The 16,728-nt window shown below is 37.2% G+C and carries 14 protein-coding genes; 7 read left to right on the top strand and 7 right to left on the bottom strand.

Features of this window, described 5'->3' with window-relative positions:
- Positions 1 to 49: 49 nt before the first annotated feature.
- Entirely contained in the window at positions 50 to 1,024 is a 975-nt protein-coding gene (locus tag J2Y40_RS04890) for a DUF6268 family outer membrane beta-barrel protein (protein ID WP_309997474.1), read from the bottom strand.
- Positions 1,025 to 1,028: 4 nt separating this feature from the next.
- The gene (locus J2Y40_RS04895; RefSeq protein ID WP_153393265.1) at positions 1,029 to 1,457 is read right to left on the bottom strand and encodes a hypothetical protein; all 429 of its coding nucleotides are present in this window, start codon (positions 1,455 to 1,457) and stop codon (positions 1,029 to 1,031) included.
- A gap of 194 nt (positions 1,458 to 1,651) precedes the next feature.
- On the opposite strand from J2Y40_RS04895, the gene J2Y40_RS04900 reads away from it, so the two are divergent.
- Together J2Y40_RS04900 and J2Y40_RS04905 are read left to right on the top strand one after the other, a co-directional pair.
- Entirely contained in the window at positions 1,652 to 2,728 is a 1,077-nt protein-coding gene (locus tag J2Y40_RS04900) for a sensor histidine kinase (RefSeq protein ID WP_153393262.1), read from the top strand.
- Positions 2,725 to 3,447 (top strand): LytTR family DNA-binding domain-containing protein, encoded by a 723-nt coding sequence (locus tag J2Y40_RS04905; RefSeq protein ID WP_309997477.1) that lies wholly within the window; start codon positions 2,725 to 2,727, stop codon positions 3,445 to 3,447. The genes J2Y40_RS04900 and J2Y40_RS04905 overlap by 4 nt, the downstream gene beginning before the upstream one ends.
- 190 nt (positions 3,448 to 3,637) lie before the next feature.
- Here the strand turns inward: J2Y40_RS04905 and J2Y40_RS04910 are convergent, their stop codons facing one another.
- The gene (locus J2Y40_RS04910) at positions 3,638 to 4,375 is read right to left on the bottom strand and encodes a DNA-formamidopyrimidine glycosylase family protein (RefSeq protein ID WP_309997478.1); all 738 of its coding nucleotides are present in this window, start codon (positions 4,373 to 4,375) and stop codon (positions 3,638 to 3,640) included.
- Between the two features lie 70 nt (positions 4,376 to 4,445).
- Between J2Y40_RS04910 and dgt the strand changes: the two genes are divergently transcribed.
- Complete coding sequence (dgt, locus tag J2Y40_RS04915) at positions 4,446 to 5,801, top strand: dGTP triphosphohydrolase (protein WP_153399802.1); 1,356 nt, start codon at positions 4,446 to 4,448, stop codon at positions 5,799 to 5,801.
- On the opposite strand, the gene J2Y40_RS04920 is transcribed toward dgt, so the two are convergent.
- Positions 5,802 to 6,563, bottom strand: coding sequence for a hypothetical protein (locus J2Y40_RS04920; protein ID WP_153393254.1), 762 nt, complete (start codon positions 6,561 to 6,563; stop codon positions 5,802 to 5,804).
- A 91-nt stretch (positions 6,564 to 6,654) separates the two neighbouring features.
- Here J2Y40_RS04920 and J2Y40_RS04925 point away from each other — a divergent pair, with 91 nt between their 5' ends.
- Positions 6,655 to 7,587: an SPFH domain-containing protein gene (locus J2Y40_RS04925; protein WP_153393252.1), complete on the top strand. Its 933-nt coding sequence runs from the start codon at positions 6,655 to 6,657 to the stop codon at positions 7,585 to 7,587.
- Between the two features lie 184 nt (positions 7,588 to 7,771).
- Here J2Y40_RS04925 and J2Y40_RS04930 read toward each other — a convergent pair whose 3' ends face one another.
- Positions 7,772 to 8,383 carry a DUF4377 domain-containing protein gene (locus J2Y40_RS04930; RefSeq protein WP_309997481.1) on the bottom strand — a complete coding sequence of 204 codons (612 nt, stop codon included), beginning with the start codon at positions 8,381 to 8,383 and terminating at the stop codon, positions 7,772 to 7,774.
- Positions 8,384 to 8,648: 265 nt separating this feature from the next.
- Here J2Y40_RS04930 and J2Y40_RS04935 point away from each other — a divergent pair, with 265 nt between their 5' ends.
- Positions 8,649 to 9,107 carry a lipocalin family protein gene (locus J2Y40_RS04935; protein WP_309997483.1) on the top strand — a complete coding sequence of 153 codons (459 nt, stop codon included), beginning with the start codon at positions 8,649 to 8,651 and terminating at the stop codon, positions 9,105 to 9,107.
- Positions 9,108 to 9,533: 426 nt separating this feature from the next.
- Here J2Y40_RS04935 and J2Y40_RS04940 read toward each other — a convergent pair whose 3' ends face one another.
- On the bottom strand, positions 9,534 to 9,878 hold the full coding sequence (locus tag J2Y40_RS04940) for a DUF962 domain-containing protein (RefSeq protein WP_153393246.1): 345 nt from the start codon (positions 9,876 to 9,878) through the stop codon (positions 9,534 to 9,536).
- A gap of 129 nt (positions 9,879 to 10,007) precedes the next feature.
- A complete protein-coding gene (locus tag J2Y40_RS04945) occupies positions 10,008 to 11,684 on the bottom strand; it encodes an APC family permease (protein ID WP_153393243.1) in 1,677 nt (558 codons plus the stop codon).
- Positions 11,685 to 11,859: 175 nt separating this feature from the next.
- Here J2Y40_RS04945 and J2Y40_RS04950 point away from each other — a divergent pair, with 175 nt between their 5' ends.
- Positions 11,860 to 14,823 carry a tetratricopeptide repeat protein gene (locus tag J2Y40_RS04950; protein ID WP_309997486.1) on the top strand — a complete coding sequence of 988 codons (2,964 nt, stop codon included), beginning with the start codon at positions 11,860 to 11,862 and terminating at the stop codon, positions 14,821 to 14,823.
- A 72-nt stretch (positions 14,824 to 14,895) separates the two neighbouring features.
- Complete coding sequence (locus J2Y40_RS04955) at positions 14,896 to 16,665, top strand: TonB-dependent receptor (RefSeq protein WP_153393237.1); 1,770 nt, start codon at positions 14,896 to 14,898, stop codon at positions 16,663 to 16,665.
- The last annotated feature ends 63 nt before the right edge of the window (positions 16,666 to 16,728 follow it).

A 16,728-nucleotide genomic window follows, 5' to 3' on the forward strand; every position in this document is an offset into this window, starting at 1 on the left:
TGACGGATTATTTTTTTTGGAATTTTCTGAAAATTTCCCTGAGTTGGCATTACTTTGTCCGAGGTTTTCCAAATGGATTATAGGAAATTCCGACATCGAGGTAAAATGACGGCTGATATTTCGCTTCAAAAATATAGTCTTTAAAAGATTCCTCTTTGTCAAAAACTCTTGCTCGTGGGACAGCCCTGATTCCTGTTTTTAAAATTCCTACAAAGTTTCCACCAAGGTTATGTTCATACATCGCTCCCGAATTGATCTCAACCTGCCGAAATTCGTAAGTCCTGTTATTGCGGTACAGGTAAAAATTAGTATTGTCCATTTCTGTTCCCAGGGAGATCCTTCCATTGGCGAAAATATCTTTTCGGATCAGCATTTTTTTCGGAAGAAGAATATCGAGAACCCATCCGTTATTAAATTTGTTTTCATAAGTAAAGATGGGGAGCACCGGAATCTGTGCACTGGGATCAATAAAACCGGCAATACCGATAATCATTTTTGTTTTTGGTGTTGCTTTCAAAATCACTGAAGCTGTTACTGTTCCCCGGGCTCTTTCAAAATGCTGATTACTTCCATCTACAGAAACTGAAGCCGTATAAATGGCTGTTTTATTAAATAACCTTGAAAAATAATTAAAATTCACAGCCTCAGTATGATAATGAAAGTTTTTTTCCTGTTTTCCGGCTCCGGGCTCTACAGGATGTTCCGTATTCATTGAGGTGTAGCGGTAATTGAGAGAGGTACCCAGCAGCCAGTTTTTCTTTTTGATAAAATAAATATTGGCTCCGGCTCTTATCTGCTGAAAGCTTTTTACTCGATTGTCTGGCAGATCTGCACCCTGAAGCTCTGATGAAAACTTATAAGGTGCAGTCTGGGTAAAATCTACAATAAGATCGCGGTTCTGTGGAAATTTATCGGCAAAAAATGCCCTTACTTTTAAAGGAATACTGTCTTTTTTCTGAGCATTTACGATACTTTTAAAAGGAAAGATGGCAAGCGGAAAAAGAACTCTTCTCAATGTTTTCATGGTTTTATTTTAGTTGTTGGATGGCAGACTGGAAAAAATTGAACCGAAATATCCTGTCATAAAATATTTCAATGCTGTTCTCGATGATGAAGTTGGTATAGCGGGCGCTTCCAGCTGTCAGGTCCTCTTCTACAAAAACAAACCAGAGCTCTTTGAGTTCATTATATCTTTTGAATTCCTCAAATGCATTCCAGTCAAACGGCGTGGAATGTTTCATGTCATAAAATAAAATACCTTTCCGGATCCCTTTTTCTTCTATAATATTAATAGGATGGTGGATGTAGTTTAGGATTTTGAGATGTTCATGATAACATTCTGCAAAATGATGAAGATCAATAAGCTGTATTACTTTTTCTTCCTGTTGGGATTCTGTCATATAAAAACATTCTAAAGTGATTTCCTTTGCTAATTCCTGAAAAACGGCTAATTCCATAAGCATAAATTGAACAGGACAAAGAAATACAGAATAGACATGCTCCTGAATCTTTTTATACGAAACCGCTTTTATTTTATACGAAATCAGAGTGCGGGAAAATTGGTATAATAAAATACAGGGTTGGTATAATATTATATGAATAGTTTTCGTTATTCTCTATTTTTGTTCCAGTATTCATCACTCCGGAAAATATGAAATTAAGCAACTACAGATTCAAAGAAACACTTGTTATGGATTTTCTGACAGAAGGCCGGTTCAGACTTTCCAGACACCTGTTGTTTTTAATTTTCTTTTTTCTCCTGTTGTACAGTGCCAGGTTCTGGCATTGGTATTCTGGTATATATCAGTATTATATTCTCTTTTTTGTATATATAATGTTGATTACGATGGTTTACATTAATATTTATGTCCTTGTGCCCAGGTTCTTTTTCAGAGCAAGATATATTACCTATCTTATATTGCTGGTTTTAATGGGAGTGATTGGGCTAAACCTGATCGGATATGGATTTAAAACCCTGTTTTCCGATTTTAGGATTGTCAACATAAAAACAGAAGGTGAAAAGGGCAGTATCTATGAAGGTGTTCTGATGTGTGTACCCATCATTCTGACCACAACAACCGTAAAGCTTCTGCAAAAATGGATTCATGATAATAAAAGAATTATGGAACTCAGCAACCTTACCCTTCAGATGGAACTGAATGAACTCCGGAATCAGATTAATCCGCATTTTCTTTTTAATATGCTGAATAATGTGAAAGCACTGACCCGGACAGATCCGGAAAAAGCATCCACGGTGATCGTCAAACTCTCGGAATTCCTTAGGTATCAGCTTTATGAAAACAGTGAAGAAAAAACTTTGCTGACCTCAGAAATTGATTTCCTTTCCAATTTTCTTACTCTGGAAAAGATAAGAAGAGAGAATTTTTCCTTTGATATTGAAGCTGATACAGAAAACAAGGCTTCGAAAAGTGTTTTTATTCCTCCTAATTTATTCACTACTTTTGTTGAAAATGCTGTAAAACACAGTGCAGACATCAGTGGAAAAGATTCTTATATCAGGATCATCATCAGGGTTGAAAATAAAGAATTATTCTTTACATGTATTAATTCCAGGGATCCTAAATTCATCATATCCAACGAAAAGTACAGCGGACTGGGGCTTGCCAATATTAAAAGAAGACTGGAGCTGTTATATGGCAGTACATTTGATCTGAAGATTGCTTCCGGAGAAAAAGAATATACCGTAAATTTAAAAATTCCTGTATGAACTGTATTATAGTAGATGATGAACCACTGGCAAGAGCAGAAATGCGCTCATTGATCAACGAAATTTCAAAAATTGAGATTCTTGGAGAGTTTTCTAATGCCCCGGCTGCACTGGATTTTCTTAAAACCAATGATGCCGATCTTATTTTTCTGGATATTGAAATGCCAATGGTTACCGGACTTGAGTTTGCCGAAATGCTGCCGGAAGGAACACTGGTTATTTTCACAACAGCGTATTCCCAATATGCTCTCAAAAGTTACGAGCTGGAAGCGGTAGACTATCTTCTGAAGCCTGTTGATCCTAAACGACTTGAAAAAGCAATAGGGAAAGCTATTTTGTACAGCGAACTTTTATCTAAAAATACCATAAAAAATACGGTAGAATCCAATACGGAAGACTTTCTGTTCATTAAGGCAGACCGGAGATTTTATAAAATTAGTTTTTCGGATGTTAAATTTATTGAGGGATTGAAAGACTATGTTGTGATTCATACCCGCCAGCAGAAGCTTATCACGGCCATGAACCTGAAAACCATCCATCAGAAAATTTCATGTGAAGCTTTTTTAAGGGTCAGCAAATCTTATGTGGTGAATGTTGATTTCATTGATTCATTTGATAACCATAATATCTATATTGATGAATCTGAAATTCCGATAGGAGAGGTCTACAGATCAGGGTTCTTTACAAAATATGCAGGTGGGTTCCTGAGTTCTGACTAGCGAGTTCTGTGCAGTTAAAATGCTAAGGCTTTTCTGTGATTAAAAAATCTCCCACAGATTCTTCAGATGACACAAGTCTTTCTGTTTTAATTTTCCCGTAAATCCAGGATATTTTGCAAATCTGAAAAAAAATCTGCATCATCTGCGGGAATATGAAGGATGGAAATTGATTTTTAATCTAATAGTAATATCAGGAATAAAGCTTTTGGTCTTTTTCGCAGTAAAAGCTTCTTCGTTTTCCTAAGCCTGTTTGCTTTTTAATCAGTTTCAGTCCACATTTCGGACAGATTGTTTTCGTGTGGACCAGCCAGTGCTTTTTTAAAACAAATTCCTTTTTCCATTCCAGAAAATCAAAACTGTAGTTTCGGGCTTCAGCAATAAGGTCTTTCCGTTTTTTAGCCGGCAGTTTTCCTACAAGGCTTTCCGGTTGTACTCCGATTCTGAAAAGAACTTCATTTTTGATGATATTTCCTACTCCGGAAAAAATATCCTGATTCATTAAAGCATCGCAAACCATCATTCCCGGTTTTGCTTTCAGTTTCTGCTCCGCTTTTTCAGGGTTCCACTGATCGCTCATAACATCAGCTTCCCAGTCAATAGAAGACAGAAATTCAGAGTCAACAAGTTTTACAGAGCAGGTGTAAAAATACATGCTTTCTGACTGAAAGTGCAGTGATAAACGGAGGCTTTTATCCGGTTTGGTCTGTTCATCAGTACTATAGGAACCAAACATCAGCAAATGAATCCGGATTGCATGTTTCCTGAATATAAGGTAGGTCTGCTTCCCGAAAGTACGGATGTCCAAAAGAATCTGATCAATCAGAGGATCTTTGTCGAATTGAGCGTTACCCGAAGCTTCTGTCACGGTTTTCCCGACAAAATACTGCAGGCTTTCTTTCATGATGAGTATGGATGGACCTTCAGGCATAATTTTGCTTTTCAATAAAAATTCAAATACTATTCCGTAAAAATAAAATTTGGAGTAATTTTGAAAAATGATGAACTTAAACCAGATTTTTACCAATCAGCGTACAGGGAACAATCCACATACTAAAGCTTCAAGAACTGATTTTCAGAGAGATTTCGACCGAATTATTTTCTCTTCCGCTTTCAGAAGATTACAGAATAAAACCCAGGTTTTTCCTCTTCCCGGAAGTGTTTTTGTACACAACCGGCTGACTCACTCGTTAGAAGTATCATCGGTAGGAAGAAGTTTAGGAAGCATCATCGGAGAATTTATTTCCGAAACCTATAAAAATGAGTTGACAGAAGACTCCAGAAATTTCTATCTTCATAATTTAGGAAATGTAATTGCGGCGGCCTGTTTATGTCATGATGTGGGAAACCCTGCTTTCGGACATTCGGGAGAAGATGCCATTGCGAGCTATTTTGAAAGAAATGAAAAAGACCTGAAACCGAAATTCAATGAAAAAGAATGGGCTGATCTGGTGAATTTTGAAGGAAATGCCAATGCCATAAGAGTGTTGGCACAACGCCAGCAGGGAAAAGATGAAGGCGGGATTCAGCTTACATTTTCTACCTTAGCCAGCATTGCAAAATATCCCTGTGAAGCGGTGGCTAAGAAAAAAGGAATTATACACCGGAAAAAATTCGGGTTCTTCCAGAATGAGAAAGATCTGTTTTTAGAGATTGCCAAGGGTACGAGTCTGATTACAGAAAGTTCGGAACCATATATTTTCAAAAGACACCCGTTTGTATGGCTGGTAGAAGCTGCAGATGATATTTGCTATAATATTATTGATATGGAAGATGCCCACAGGCTGGGAATTGTATCAACCGCCGACTGTGAAAACCTGTTTTTCGAATTGGTGAAATCAGAAAGCAATGATATGGGCCGGGTGAAAAACAAGCTGGCTTCCATCTCCAATGAAAATGAGAAGATTTCTTACCTGAGAGCGAAAGCCATTAATGCTTTAATCAATAAATCGCTTGAGATTTACAGGAATAATTTCGAAACCATTCTTGAAGGAAACCTGGATAAAGCCCTTCTGGATGTTTACAAAGCTGACAACAGGGCACTGCACGATATTGAATCTTTCTCCATTGAAAAGATCTATAACCACAAAGCGGTCGTAGAGATTGAAAATGCCGGTTACAACGTAATGTATGAGCTTCTCGATCATTTTATTCCATCCATTCTGAAACCGGAAGATGAAAGAAAATCCTATGATAAAAAAGCCCTGAAACTCCTTCCGAGACAATTTGTGTATGAAGAAGGAACCGATTACCAGAAAGTTCTTGGAGTAATTGATTTTGTTTCAGGAATGACCGATAATTTTGCCACCGACCTTTACAGAAAAATCAAAGGGATTGATATCGGAATGACCGTTTAGTTAAAGCTGAAAAGGTATTTTTAAAATCAGGATATTATTTTGAGAATCAGGAGAATATTCATATTTTCCCGAATAGTCGTTTGAAATCGGGTAAACGGCTTTGACAGATAATTCGTCGTTGATCAACTCAAAGACTATTTTTTTGATGAGCAGGCTGTTTACTCCGCTGTTTTTCAGATAAAAAGCTTTAGAGAAATTTCCTTTAGCAATAAAAACAGCCTTCTTACCTTGTGCAATAAATGTTTCTATTTCTGAGATGAAAAATTCTCCTTTCAGATCTTTATTGGTTACAAAAGGTGCCAGCATCTGTAAAGGAAAAGAGAGTGCTACTTTATTCTTATCATAGATATCAAGGTTTGATTCCAGAGTGTCAAAGTCCCTGTTGGTTTTCTGGCTGCCTTCTTTCTTTCCAAAAGCCTCGGTATAAGTGATCTGAATATGTGTTTTTTTATCACCGAGTAGCTGTAAGGTAATACCGGTAGAAAGAAAGTTTTCAATATTTTGCTGCAATGGAATAATTTCCAAACCTGAAAATGAACTGATACCATTCGGGCTGCTGCTGAAAGAGTAGTTATTATAGTATGTTTTTTGTCTGATTCTTAAGAGTTCTTTGATCAGATTGGTCTTATTATAAATGAAATAATTGTATTCATGTTCTTTGTTATTTAAAAACAGATTATCCAGATGCGGGTAATAAGGCTGATGCTGCTGTGCCTGTAAGCCGGAAATTGCCAGTAGTAAAGCTAATAGAATAATTTTCATGGTATAGTTTAAGGTTATTAGTCGTAAATATAGCAGATTTAAAACTAAAATTATTTTATCTTTATCATAACTAATACTTAAAAATTAAACTATGAGTCTTTATTTAGCACCCATTATTTTTTTCGGACTGATTATTTTATTTGCTTCATTTTTTGTGGTTAAACAGGAAACAGCGGCTATTATTGAGCGTTTCGGAAAATTTCAGACTGTGAGACATTCCGGGCTGCATCTTAAAATTCCGGTTATTGACCAGATCGCCAAAAGACTGAATTTGAGAATTCAGCAACTGGATGTTATGATCGATACCAAAACACTGGATAACGTATTCATCAAAATGAAAATATCGGTTCAGTACCAGGTGATCAGGAATCAGGTAGGAGACGCCTATTACCGTCTGGAAAACCCGGAAAATCAGATTACCTCTTTTGTATTTGACGTTGTTCGGGCTGAAGTTCCCAAGCTAAAGCTGGATGATGTTTTTGTAAGAAAAGATGACATTGCAGTAGCGGTAAAAAGTGAACTTCAGGAAGCAATGAACAGTTACGGATATGATATTATTAAAGCTCTGGTAACCGATATTGATCCGGATGAACAGGTAAAACATGCCATGAACAGGATCAATGCAGCAGAAAGAGAAAAAACAGCAGCAGAGTATGAGTCTGAAGCTCAAAGAATAAGAATTGTAGCGGTAGCCAAAGCAGAAGCTGAATCTAAAAAACTTCAGGGGCAGGGGATTGCAGATCAAAGAAGAGAAATTGCTAAAGGTCTTGAGGAATCTGTGCGGATGTTGAATAACGTAGATATCAATTCTCATGAAGCATCTGCTCTGATCGTCGTTACACAGCACTACGATACCTTACATGCCGTAGGAGCAAGTAACCGGAGTAATCTTGTCCTTCTTCCGAATTCACCAACTGCGGCAAGCAATATGCTGAACGATCTGGTAGTGGCGATGACTACTGCCAATACCGTAGGAGAAGCCACTAAAGGAAAATATCCGGAACCACCTCAGAAAAACTCTTAATCTAAGAAATAAAGCAGAGAAAGGATAAGAAGGAAGTTCCTGAAGAACTGAAAAATAAATACATTTAAATTGTGTTGATGAAGTCAATAAAATAGCTGTTTAATATTCTGATCCGACACTAACTTCCATTCTCATTTTTCCAGCTTCCATCAAAAACGCCCGGCGAAGCCGGGCGTTTTTTTAATTATTTTTTAGTTTTAGAAACCTGTTCTATCAGGGTATATTTTATAGAAGAAGCATCAGCCGGAGGATTGGCAATTTTCTCTGTTTTCACTTTCAGAACATATTCATATCCAGGCTCGTAAGTGAATCCTTCAATCTGAGAGTAGAAATTAGTCCAGCTTTCTGAAGCACTCTCTTTTACCTGCATGCATTTCATACGTCCTGCCCCGGCAGAGCAGTCTACAGTTTGAGCTCCTACGATTAAGGTTTTTTCACCGGCATTGGCTGTATTTTTCTTCGTTTTGGAAACTTGTTTTACCAATGTATATTTTATAGAGGATCCGTCAGCCGGAGGATTGGCGATTTTTTCTGTCTTCACTTTCAGAACGTATTCATATCCAAGTTCGTAGGTGAATCCTTCAATGTTGGTGTAGAAGTTAGTCCAGTTTTCTGAAGCTTTTTCTTTTACCTGAAGACATTTCATTGGAGCTACTCCGGTACAATCGGCAGTTTCCGGTCCTACAATGAATGTTTTTTCATCGGCTCCTGCTGCATTGGCTGTTGTACATTGCGTTACGGTGAATAATGCTAGTGCAGGAACAGCTCCTTTTAGAATGGTTGTGATACTTTTCATAAACTTATTTTAAGGCCTAATTGACAATTACCATGCCGAAATTTTTTCTATAGATTTTCTCTGGTTCATTAATTTTTAACGATTTAATTTTAATATTCTTAATATTTTAACCAAAAGAAACAATTGTATAGAATTAAACAACATTAACGTGAATGTGGAGTAAAGAAATTAAAGTGTACCTATGGCCCTTTCTTGTAATTCGAATATTCCTCCCTCATAAGACAGTAATATTATTGTATCTTCGTTTTTCAAAATAAAAAGATCAATGAGGAATAGAATTGGAGCAGGTATATTGTTTTTTACAGCGGTTTTTCTGTGTAATGCACAAAAAATAAAAAAAGAGGATGTTATCGGATTCTGGAAACTGAAAGAGGCCGGATTTTATGAAGAGGGTAAAAAAGTGGTGAAAGATTTTGATGATTGCCGTTTGATGAGGAATTATTCCATCAGAGAAGACGGGTTTGCAGTTTATAACCGTATAGAAGGAAGTTCCGGGAATTGTACACCAACTGAGCCAAGACTTTCTTTCTGGAAAATAACTGAAAACAGGATTCAGTTTTATGTGGGAGATCAGGTTCTGGAAGAGTCTGTTGTTACTTTAAATAAAGATAAAACGATTACATTATCTTCCTATATCCCTGAGAATATTAAAGTTGCTGGAGATACCTTAGCAGAAAAAGTAATCAATACTGTTCATTATGATATTCTTGAAAAGCAATATTAATCATACGCATTAAATTTTGTAAGTATGAATAACATTACAGTTATTTATCTTATCAATCTGCTTGTCATTTTCCTATACTTTTTGAAAGAGGCTCAGGCTTTACATTTCAAAAAAAGTATCAATACAAACAGATTCCCCACAGATTGCACAGAATACACAGATTTTAGGGTTTTTAATTCTCACAGATCTTCGCAGATTCACCGCAAAGTCGCAAGGCTTTTAATGATTATGCTGCTTTTAGGGCGCAAGAAAACCGAAGATTTTCAGTAAGCTTTTATAACTCTGACTAATTAGCTGAAGGCTGGTCTACAGCTTCATCGAATCACCAGAGTTGAATCTACACTTTGCTGCCTGAAATGTGCTTTGCCTATAAATGAACTTTGCGTTTCAAAAAAACAGCAAATTTTCACACAAAATTCAATAGCATTATAATTTGGTGGATTCTTTCGGTTTGGCTTCAATACCTGTGAACTTCTGTTTTCCAATCAATAATTCAAAAAATAGCCTGAAATCCGAGATTAAGGACCATAAAGGATATCTGAAAGTAGCCGGTTTATTTTTTTCAATAACAGCATGACTGAACCATGCAAAACCGTATCCAAAGATCGGAATGTACCATAAAAATCGTTCTTTTCCGGAGCTGATGACATACCAGATGACCACAAAGATAAGCAGGGTTCCGATAAAGTGAAAAATTCGGGTTCCCATTTTCCTGTGCTCAGTAAGATAGAACTGATAAAATTCTCTGTAAGTTTTTATTCTTTCTGACATGGTGATGTAGTTTGATGTTGTTCAGTAAGTTAAAGCAATAATTCTGCCGATTTTGTATAGCGTTAAAAAGTAAAAGGGCGAAACTGCAGATCTGCCTTTTCGCCCTTTTTATTTTCTGAAATATATCGTTTATTTTATTTCTTTTCGAAGCTTACTGTTTCTGTAGCCATAGCCGAAGTAAATTACCATTCCTATGGCAAACCATAATCCGAACCAGAACCAGTTGTCGTGGCTCATTCCGGTAAGAAGATAAAGACATGAGCTTAAGCCGATCAGCGGGATCAGAGACAGATTCTTGATAAATGTAACAATACACAAAACAAGGTTGATCAGGATAAAGAAGAAGATCGAAGCTCTGAATTCACCTTCTTTGGGATCTTTCCAGTTCATAAGGTTATCGAAAAACTCCGGCTGCCAGTAATAGAAAGCGGCTAATCCACCAATGAAAATGACAGGGAAAATAATCTTTCCGTTTACATACGGAAGGTGAAATCTTCCTTTAATTTTTTCTTTGGCCGGAAGAAGCAATACTCCTGCACAAACTAATACAAATGCGAATATCGTTCCTATACTGGTGAAATCCAGGATGAAAGTTTTATCGGTAAATAAAATAGGGATTCCTACTACAATTCCTGTTACAATAGTGGCGTAAGAAGGTGTTTTATATTTAGGATGTACTTTCTGAAATCTCTGAGGCATCAGTCCGTCACGGCTCATCGCGTACCAGATTCTCGGCTGCCCCATCTGGAACACCAAAAGTACAGTGGTAATAGCAACGATAGCCACAAAAGAAACAACAAGTTCCATCCATGCTACATTGGCATTGGTTTTTTCAAATATAAAAGAAAGAGGATCTCCAACTCCGTCAAACTTCCTGTAATCTACCATTCCTGTAAGAACAAGGGTCAGGGCGATATAGATAAAAGTACACAGAACAAGAGAGATGATCATTCCTTTAGGTAAGGTTTTCTGCGGATCTTTGGTTTCTTCAGACAGTACACTTAAAGCATCAAAGCCAATGTAGGCAAAAAATACCCCCGAAACAGCACTCATTACTCCGGCAAAACCATTAGGCATAAAGGATGGTGTTCCTGTTACCGGGCTGACTGGAGTCCAGTTTTCGCTATTTACATATGCACAACCAACAAGTATTACCAGTACAATAACAGCCAGTTTTAAGATCACAAGAGAGTTGTTGAAATTCTTACTTTCTTTTACACCAACATAGCAAAGCCAAGTAATCAAGCCATTAATGACCAAAGCCGGAATGTCTACGATAAACTTCAGGCTTCCGATTAGCGGAGCGCTTTTCCATGCATTGAGTAACTCTTTATTTTCAGAACCGTTTTGGAAAGCTTTCCGGGCTTCAGTATAACTGCAGGTAAGATAATCAGGAATGTGCATTCCGAGACGCTCTAAAAAGCTGGTGAAATAATCAGACCATGAAAAGGCCACGTAAATATTGCCGAAAGAATATTCCATGATCAGTGCCCAGCCGATAATCCAGGCAATAAGCTCCCCGAAACTGGCATAAGCATAGGTGTACGCTGAGCCGGCCGTAGGGATTCTGCTGGCAAATTCAGCATAACATAACGCTGTAAATCCGCAGGCAAATCCACATATCAAATATAGAAGGATAACACCGGGACCTCCTCTGAAAACGGCTTCACCTAAGCTGCTGAAACTTCCTGCACCTATGATGGCCGCAATACCAAAAAATACAATGTCCCATACTCCCAATACCCTTAAGAGACCCGTTGAGGTGTCCGTATCTGAGTAGATTTTTCTTCTAAAAAGTTGATTCATCCAATAACTATATTTGATTTGAAAAAAAACAAAAGTAATGATAATTATAAAAGTATGTTAAAAAATAGCTAAATTTTCCATATTTTTCCTTAAACTCCCGCCGCAGACTTGTTTAAGCAATAAGTTTTCAATACTTTCGTTGATATAATAGACTAATTTTTTTATTCAAAAAAGAATGAAATCAAAAAAAATACTTTTAGCGGCTGCGGTCATTTATTTCGGAATTTCCGATGCTCAACAGTCTCAATATTTTACACAGAAAGAAAATTACAGATTCAATCTAGCTGAAAATCTTTATCAGACCAAAATATACAATGCTTCCCAATATGAATATGCAAGACAATATTTCTACAATCAGAATTTGTCACGTTCAAAAAAAGAGGCAGCACAGTTTTTTGATAATGTGATTGGGGTTATCCTTCAGAAAAATCATGCTGAAGAAGGATTAACGGCTTTCATGAAAGAATATCCGAATTCTGCTTATTTTGCTCAGGCCAATCTTCCGTTGGCGGATTATTATCTGGCTAAAAAAGATTTTGACAAAGCGTTGGAAACCTTGAAAAAGGTGAATCAGTATCAGCTTTCAAAAGAAGAAAATACACAGTATATTCTGAAATTGGGGTATGCCAAGTTCATGACCGGTGATTCTAAAGGGGCTACTGATGCTCTGGAAGAAGCCTATAAAACGGCTGATCAGTCGCAGAAAGGGGATATCGCCTATATGCTGGGACATCTTTATTATTCCAACAGGCAGAATGACCGGGCTTTCCAATATTTTGACTCTGTAAAAGACGACCCAAAATTCTCCAAGCTTGTCCGTCCTTATTATGTACAGATGTACTATAATGATAAGAACTATGATCAGGCTATTACTGAAGGGAATGCATTGCTGAACGAAAATATTTCTGAATCTTATAAAGCAGAAGTTCACAAGATCATCGGGGAAAGTTATTTCATGAAAAATGATTACACTTCGGCCTATCCGCATCTGAAAGACTATTTAAATGTACAGCAGAACCCGTCTGAAAATGACCTGTATGAAATGGGTTTTGTCGCAGCTCAGCTGAAAAAATATGATGAAGCGGTTTCTTATTATAACCAGCTTCTTAACAGTAATTCTGCGCTGGCTCAGAATGCTTACTATCAGTTAGGAAATGCTTATCTGGCGGTAGATAAAAAGCAGGAAGGCCTTTCCGCATTCCGTTCTTCTTATCAGATGGATTATGATGCAAAAGTAAAAAAACTGGCTCACGAACAGTACGCCAAGCTTAGTTACGATATCGGAAACCCGTTTGAAAGTCCGTCTGCGGTAATTCAAAGCTATATCAACAACAACCAGAATGATGCGAATGCTCCGGAAATGAGATCGCTTCTGGTAAAATCTTATCTGTATTCCGGAAACTACCAGGAAACCCTGAACGCTATTGATAAATTACAGAGTTCTACTCCGGAGATCAACAAGGTGGATCAGGAGGTTTCTTATCTTTTAGGAACGGAAGAATTCAACAAAGGAAATTATGATGAAGCGGAAAAATATTTCCTCAGAAGTTTAGGATTCAGCATCAATAAAGAATTTTATAACAGGGCATTATACTGGCTGGGACAGGTGTATTACCAGAAAGGAAATTACCCGTCTGCCATTGTACGCTACGAAAAACTGTTGAATGAAAATTTCCCTGAAAAGCAGCAATTATCATACGATTTAGGATATGCTTATTTCAAATCCAAGAAATTTGACCAGGCAGCAACTTATTTCAAGCAGTATCTGAACAATCCAAAGCCTGAATTCAAGAATGATGCGGAACTTCGTCTGGCAGATATTCATTATGCTAACAATGATCTGAATGAAGCGATTGCTATTTATGATAAAAATGAAGATGCTACAGATTATACCTTGTATCAGAAGGCTATGGCTTTAGGATTTAAAGGTGATACACAGGCTAAGATCACGAATATGAAGAACCTTTTATCCAAATATCCAAGTTCTGAATATTATGATGATGCGCAGTACGAAATAGGAGCAGCTTATGCAGCTCAGGATGATTATACCAATTCCAATGATTATTTCGGAAAGGTAATTAAAACGTCTTCGGATAAAGATCTTATTGCTAATGCTTCTATATACAGAGCGCAGAATTATATCGACCAGAATCAGAATGATAAAGCGCTTTCTGAACTGAAATCACTAGGAGAGCAGTATAAAAATACAGCGTACGCCAGCAAGATCGTTCAGGCTGCCAAACCTATTTTCACGAAAAACGGAGATGTTTCCGGATATGAAAATTTTGCTAGAAATATCGGGGTGAATGTGGATGCTTCTGAAATCGATGAGATCAACCTTTCAACAGGAAAACAATATTTCACGAAGAAAGATTATAAAAATGCAATTTCTTATTATGAGAAGTACCTGACCCAAAATCCTACAGGTGAGGGACTGTACCAGGCGAAGTATGAATTAGGAGAAAGTTATTACCAAACCAATAATTCAACTAAAGCTTTACTTGTTTTGCAGGAAGTGGCTGGAATTCAGAATGATTACCAGGATGATGCACAAACTCGTTTAGCTCAAATCTTTATCGCGCAAGGAAATACTGCTGAGGCTAAGAAGTACCTTGAAAACATCAAAAATTCTTCAGATGTCGGCATTAAAAACTACGCCAATGTTGAGCTGATGAAGCTGTATGCGGATGAGAAAAACTTCTCTCAGGCTGAAAAGCTGGCTGATGCTGTGATTGCCAATACGAAAAACTCTGCGGCAGTTATTGAAACTGCTAAAGTGATCAAAGCAAGAAGTTTGATGAATTCAGGGAAAGATAAAGATGCCCAGGCTTCGTATACTTCTCTTGAGAAATCATCCAATACATCGGTAGCTGCAGAAGCATTGTATGCAAAAGCGTACTATCAGAATAAAGGAAAGGCTTACAAGTCTTCTAATGAGACAATCTTTAAGCTGGCCAATAACTATGCATCAGAAGACTATTGGGGAGCTAAAGCACTGGTGCTGATGGCGAAAAACTATGTCGGACTGAAAGATAATTACCAGGCAAGCTATACCTGCGATCAGATCATTGAAAATTATAAAGATTTCCCTGAAATCGTAGCAGAAGCAAAAGAGGTTAAAAAGCAGATTAAAAAGTAAAAATGCAGTATCCTGTTCATGTAAACAGCCGTTGAAGGACTTTTACGTGAACACATAAATACACTCATAGTAATGAACAGAAAAATTCAATTATTATCCATATTATTCTTAGGGGTTTCGTCAGTAGCGTTCTCCCAGATCAAAGAAGAAAAACTGATTCTTAATAAGAAAAGAGAGCCGGAAGTGAAGAAGATCGAGAAGAAGAAAACTTCTGTAGAAACAATTAAGAATTATCCGCCGGAAGAGAAATCCCAGAATCCTGTAAAATATACGATTACAGATGTTCCTGCTGTTTCAGATTTTAAAACTTCTACCATTCAGGGGCAGGATGTAACTCCAAAATTTGAAGGAACGGCTCAGAATAATTATCTGCAGTTTGGAATGGGTAATTTCGGGAAGATTCTTGCGGATGCCAATATTTCCAAAACGCTTGAAAATAAGCTTGAAGTAGGGGCAGATTTCCATTTCCTTTCTACATTAGGTCTGAAAAAAGAATATGCATGGGATTCCAAGCAGAGTTCTACAGCGATCGGAGCTTACTTAAATTCATATGGTGAAAAAGGGAAATTTAACCTGAATGCACAATATGGACTGGATAATAACAGATATTACGGGATTTATGCCCTGGAGCCTTCTGCAGATGTTGATCTGAAACAGAGAGTCAACCAGTTCAAAGTAAACGGATATTATGATTTTTATTCGAATGAAATTCTGAATGACATCAGGGTAAAATCATCCTTCCTGAAAGATCATTTTGATGCTCAGGAAAACCAGGTATCCATTTTGGCGAATCTTTCCAAACATGCGGTGGAGATTGGAAAATCAGGAATCAATCTGAATGCGGATCTTGGAGTAGGTCTTGAAGCCGTAAAAACTGATTTCGGCATCGAAGATAAGAATTCATCCAATTTTGTAAATACCAATTTACTTCCGAAAGTAACGTTCAGAAAAGGAGATTCTTATTTGACGTTAGGATCTTCATTTGCTTTCCTGAATTCCAAGAATTCAAACGATTACTTTGCCCAGCAGAAAAATAATAAGACGTATTGGTTCCCACAGGCTGAATTCCAGTTTGCTGCTGCGAAAGAATTTAAATTCTACGGAGGGGTAGACGGTGGTTTGAAGCTGAATACATACGGAGATATGTTACAGGCTAATCCATTCATTCTTTCTGACCAGTTTTTAAAGCCTACAGAGACGAAATATCACTTTTATGTAGGATTGAGAGGAGATATTGATGAAACGTTCAAATACGACTTCTCTGCGGGTTACGGAAAGATGAGGGATATTATGTTCTTCCAGGCGAATAACCTTTTCAATAATACCTATTCGCTGAACCGTTCTGCCTATGATTTTGCCAATACATTCTCTGCCGTATATGATGACGGAAATGTAAGTGACATCAAAGGAAGTGTACAATATTTCCCGCTTGAAAATCTTATCCTTGATGGTGAAGTACGATTTACGAAATACGACCTGAAAAACTATGAGGATATTTATAACGTTCCTTTAGTGAATGCAAGCATCGGAGCGAAATATACGATGCTTGACAAAAAACTTCTTCTTGGATTTAAGGGAATTTTTGCAAGTGACAGAACGACTAATTCATTTGGTTTTGAAGGAGTAGCAGCGCCATCAGGAATGGTATTCCAGTCTACAGAAAACAGAAATGATAAAGTAGGCGGTTATGCTGATCTGAATCTTTCCGCAGAGTATAAAATCCATAAGAACTTTAGTGTTTTCGCTCTTGGAAACAACCTGCTGAGCTCTAAATACCAGACTTATAAAGGGTATAAAGTACTGGGAGCACAGATCCTGGGAGGGGTGAAAATCACTTTCTAAGCTTTAAAGAAATTTTAAAATAGATGAACCTTACATTTTCGGATGTAAGGTTTTTTCTTTTTT

Origin of the sequence: Chryseobacterium sp. 2987, from assembly GCF_031456375.1 — a bacterium.
Taxonomy (GTDB): domain Bacteria; phylum Bacteroidota; class Bacteroidia; order Flavobacteriales; family Weeksellaceae; genus Chryseobacterium; species Chryseobacterium vaccae.

Excerpts from the sequence above, each read along its gene's own strand:
- J2Y40_RS04890 (WP_309997474.1), bottom strand. The coding sequence starts at position 1,024 with ATGAAAACATTGAGAAGAGTTCTTTTTCCGCTTGCCATCTTTCCTTTT.
- J2Y40_RS04895 (WP_153393265.1), bottom strand. The coding sequence starts at position 1,457 with ATGGAATTAGCCGTTTTTCAGGAATTAGCAAAGGAAATCACTTTAGAA.
- J2Y40_RS04900 (WP_153393262.1), top strand. The coding sequence starts at position 1,652 with ATGAAATTAAGCAACTACAGATTCAAAGAAACACTTGTTATGGATTTT.
- J2Y40_RS04905 (WP_309997477.1), top strand. The coding sequence starts at position 2,725 with ATGAACTGTATTATAGTAGATGATGAACCACTGGCAAGAGCAGAAATG.
- J2Y40_RS04910 (WP_309997478.1), bottom strand. The coding sequence starts at position 4,375 with ATGCCTGAAGGTCCATCCATACTCATCATGAAAGAAAGCCTGCAGTAT.
- dgt (WP_153399802.1), top strand. The coding sequence starts at position 4,446 with ATGAACTTAAACCAGATTTTTACCAATCAGCGTACAGGGAACAATCCA.
- J2Y40_RS04920 (WP_153393254.1), bottom strand. The coding sequence starts at position 6,563 with ATGAAAATTATTCTATTAGCTTTACTACTGGCAATTTCCGGCTTACAG.
- J2Y40_RS04925 (WP_153393252.1), top strand. The coding sequence starts at position 6,655 with ATGAGTCTTTATTTAGCACCCATTATTTTTTTCGGACTGATTATTTTA.
- J2Y40_RS04930 (WP_309997481.1), bottom strand. The coding sequence starts at position 8,383 with ATGAAAAGTATCACAACCATTCTAAAAGGAGCTGTTCCTGCACTAGCA.
- J2Y40_RS04935 (WP_309997483.1), top strand. The coding sequence starts at position 8,649 with ATGAGGAATAGAATTGGAGCAGGTATATTGTTTTTTACAGCGGTTTTT.
- J2Y40_RS04940 (WP_153393246.1), bottom strand. The coding sequence starts at position 9,878 with ATGTCAGAAAGAATAAAAACTTACAGAGAATTTTATCAGTTCTATCTT.
- J2Y40_RS04945 (WP_153393243.1), bottom strand. The coding sequence starts at position 11,684 with ATGAATCAACTTTTTAGAAGAAAAATCTACTCAGATACGGACACCTCA.
- J2Y40_RS04950 (WP_309997486.1), top strand. The coding sequence starts at position 11,860 with ATGAAATCAAAAAAAATACTTTTAGCGGCTGCGGTCATTTATTTCGGA.
- J2Y40_RS04955 (WP_153393237.1), top strand. The coding sequence starts at position 14,896 with ATGAACAGAAAAATTCAATTATTATCCATATTATTCTTAGGGGTTTCG.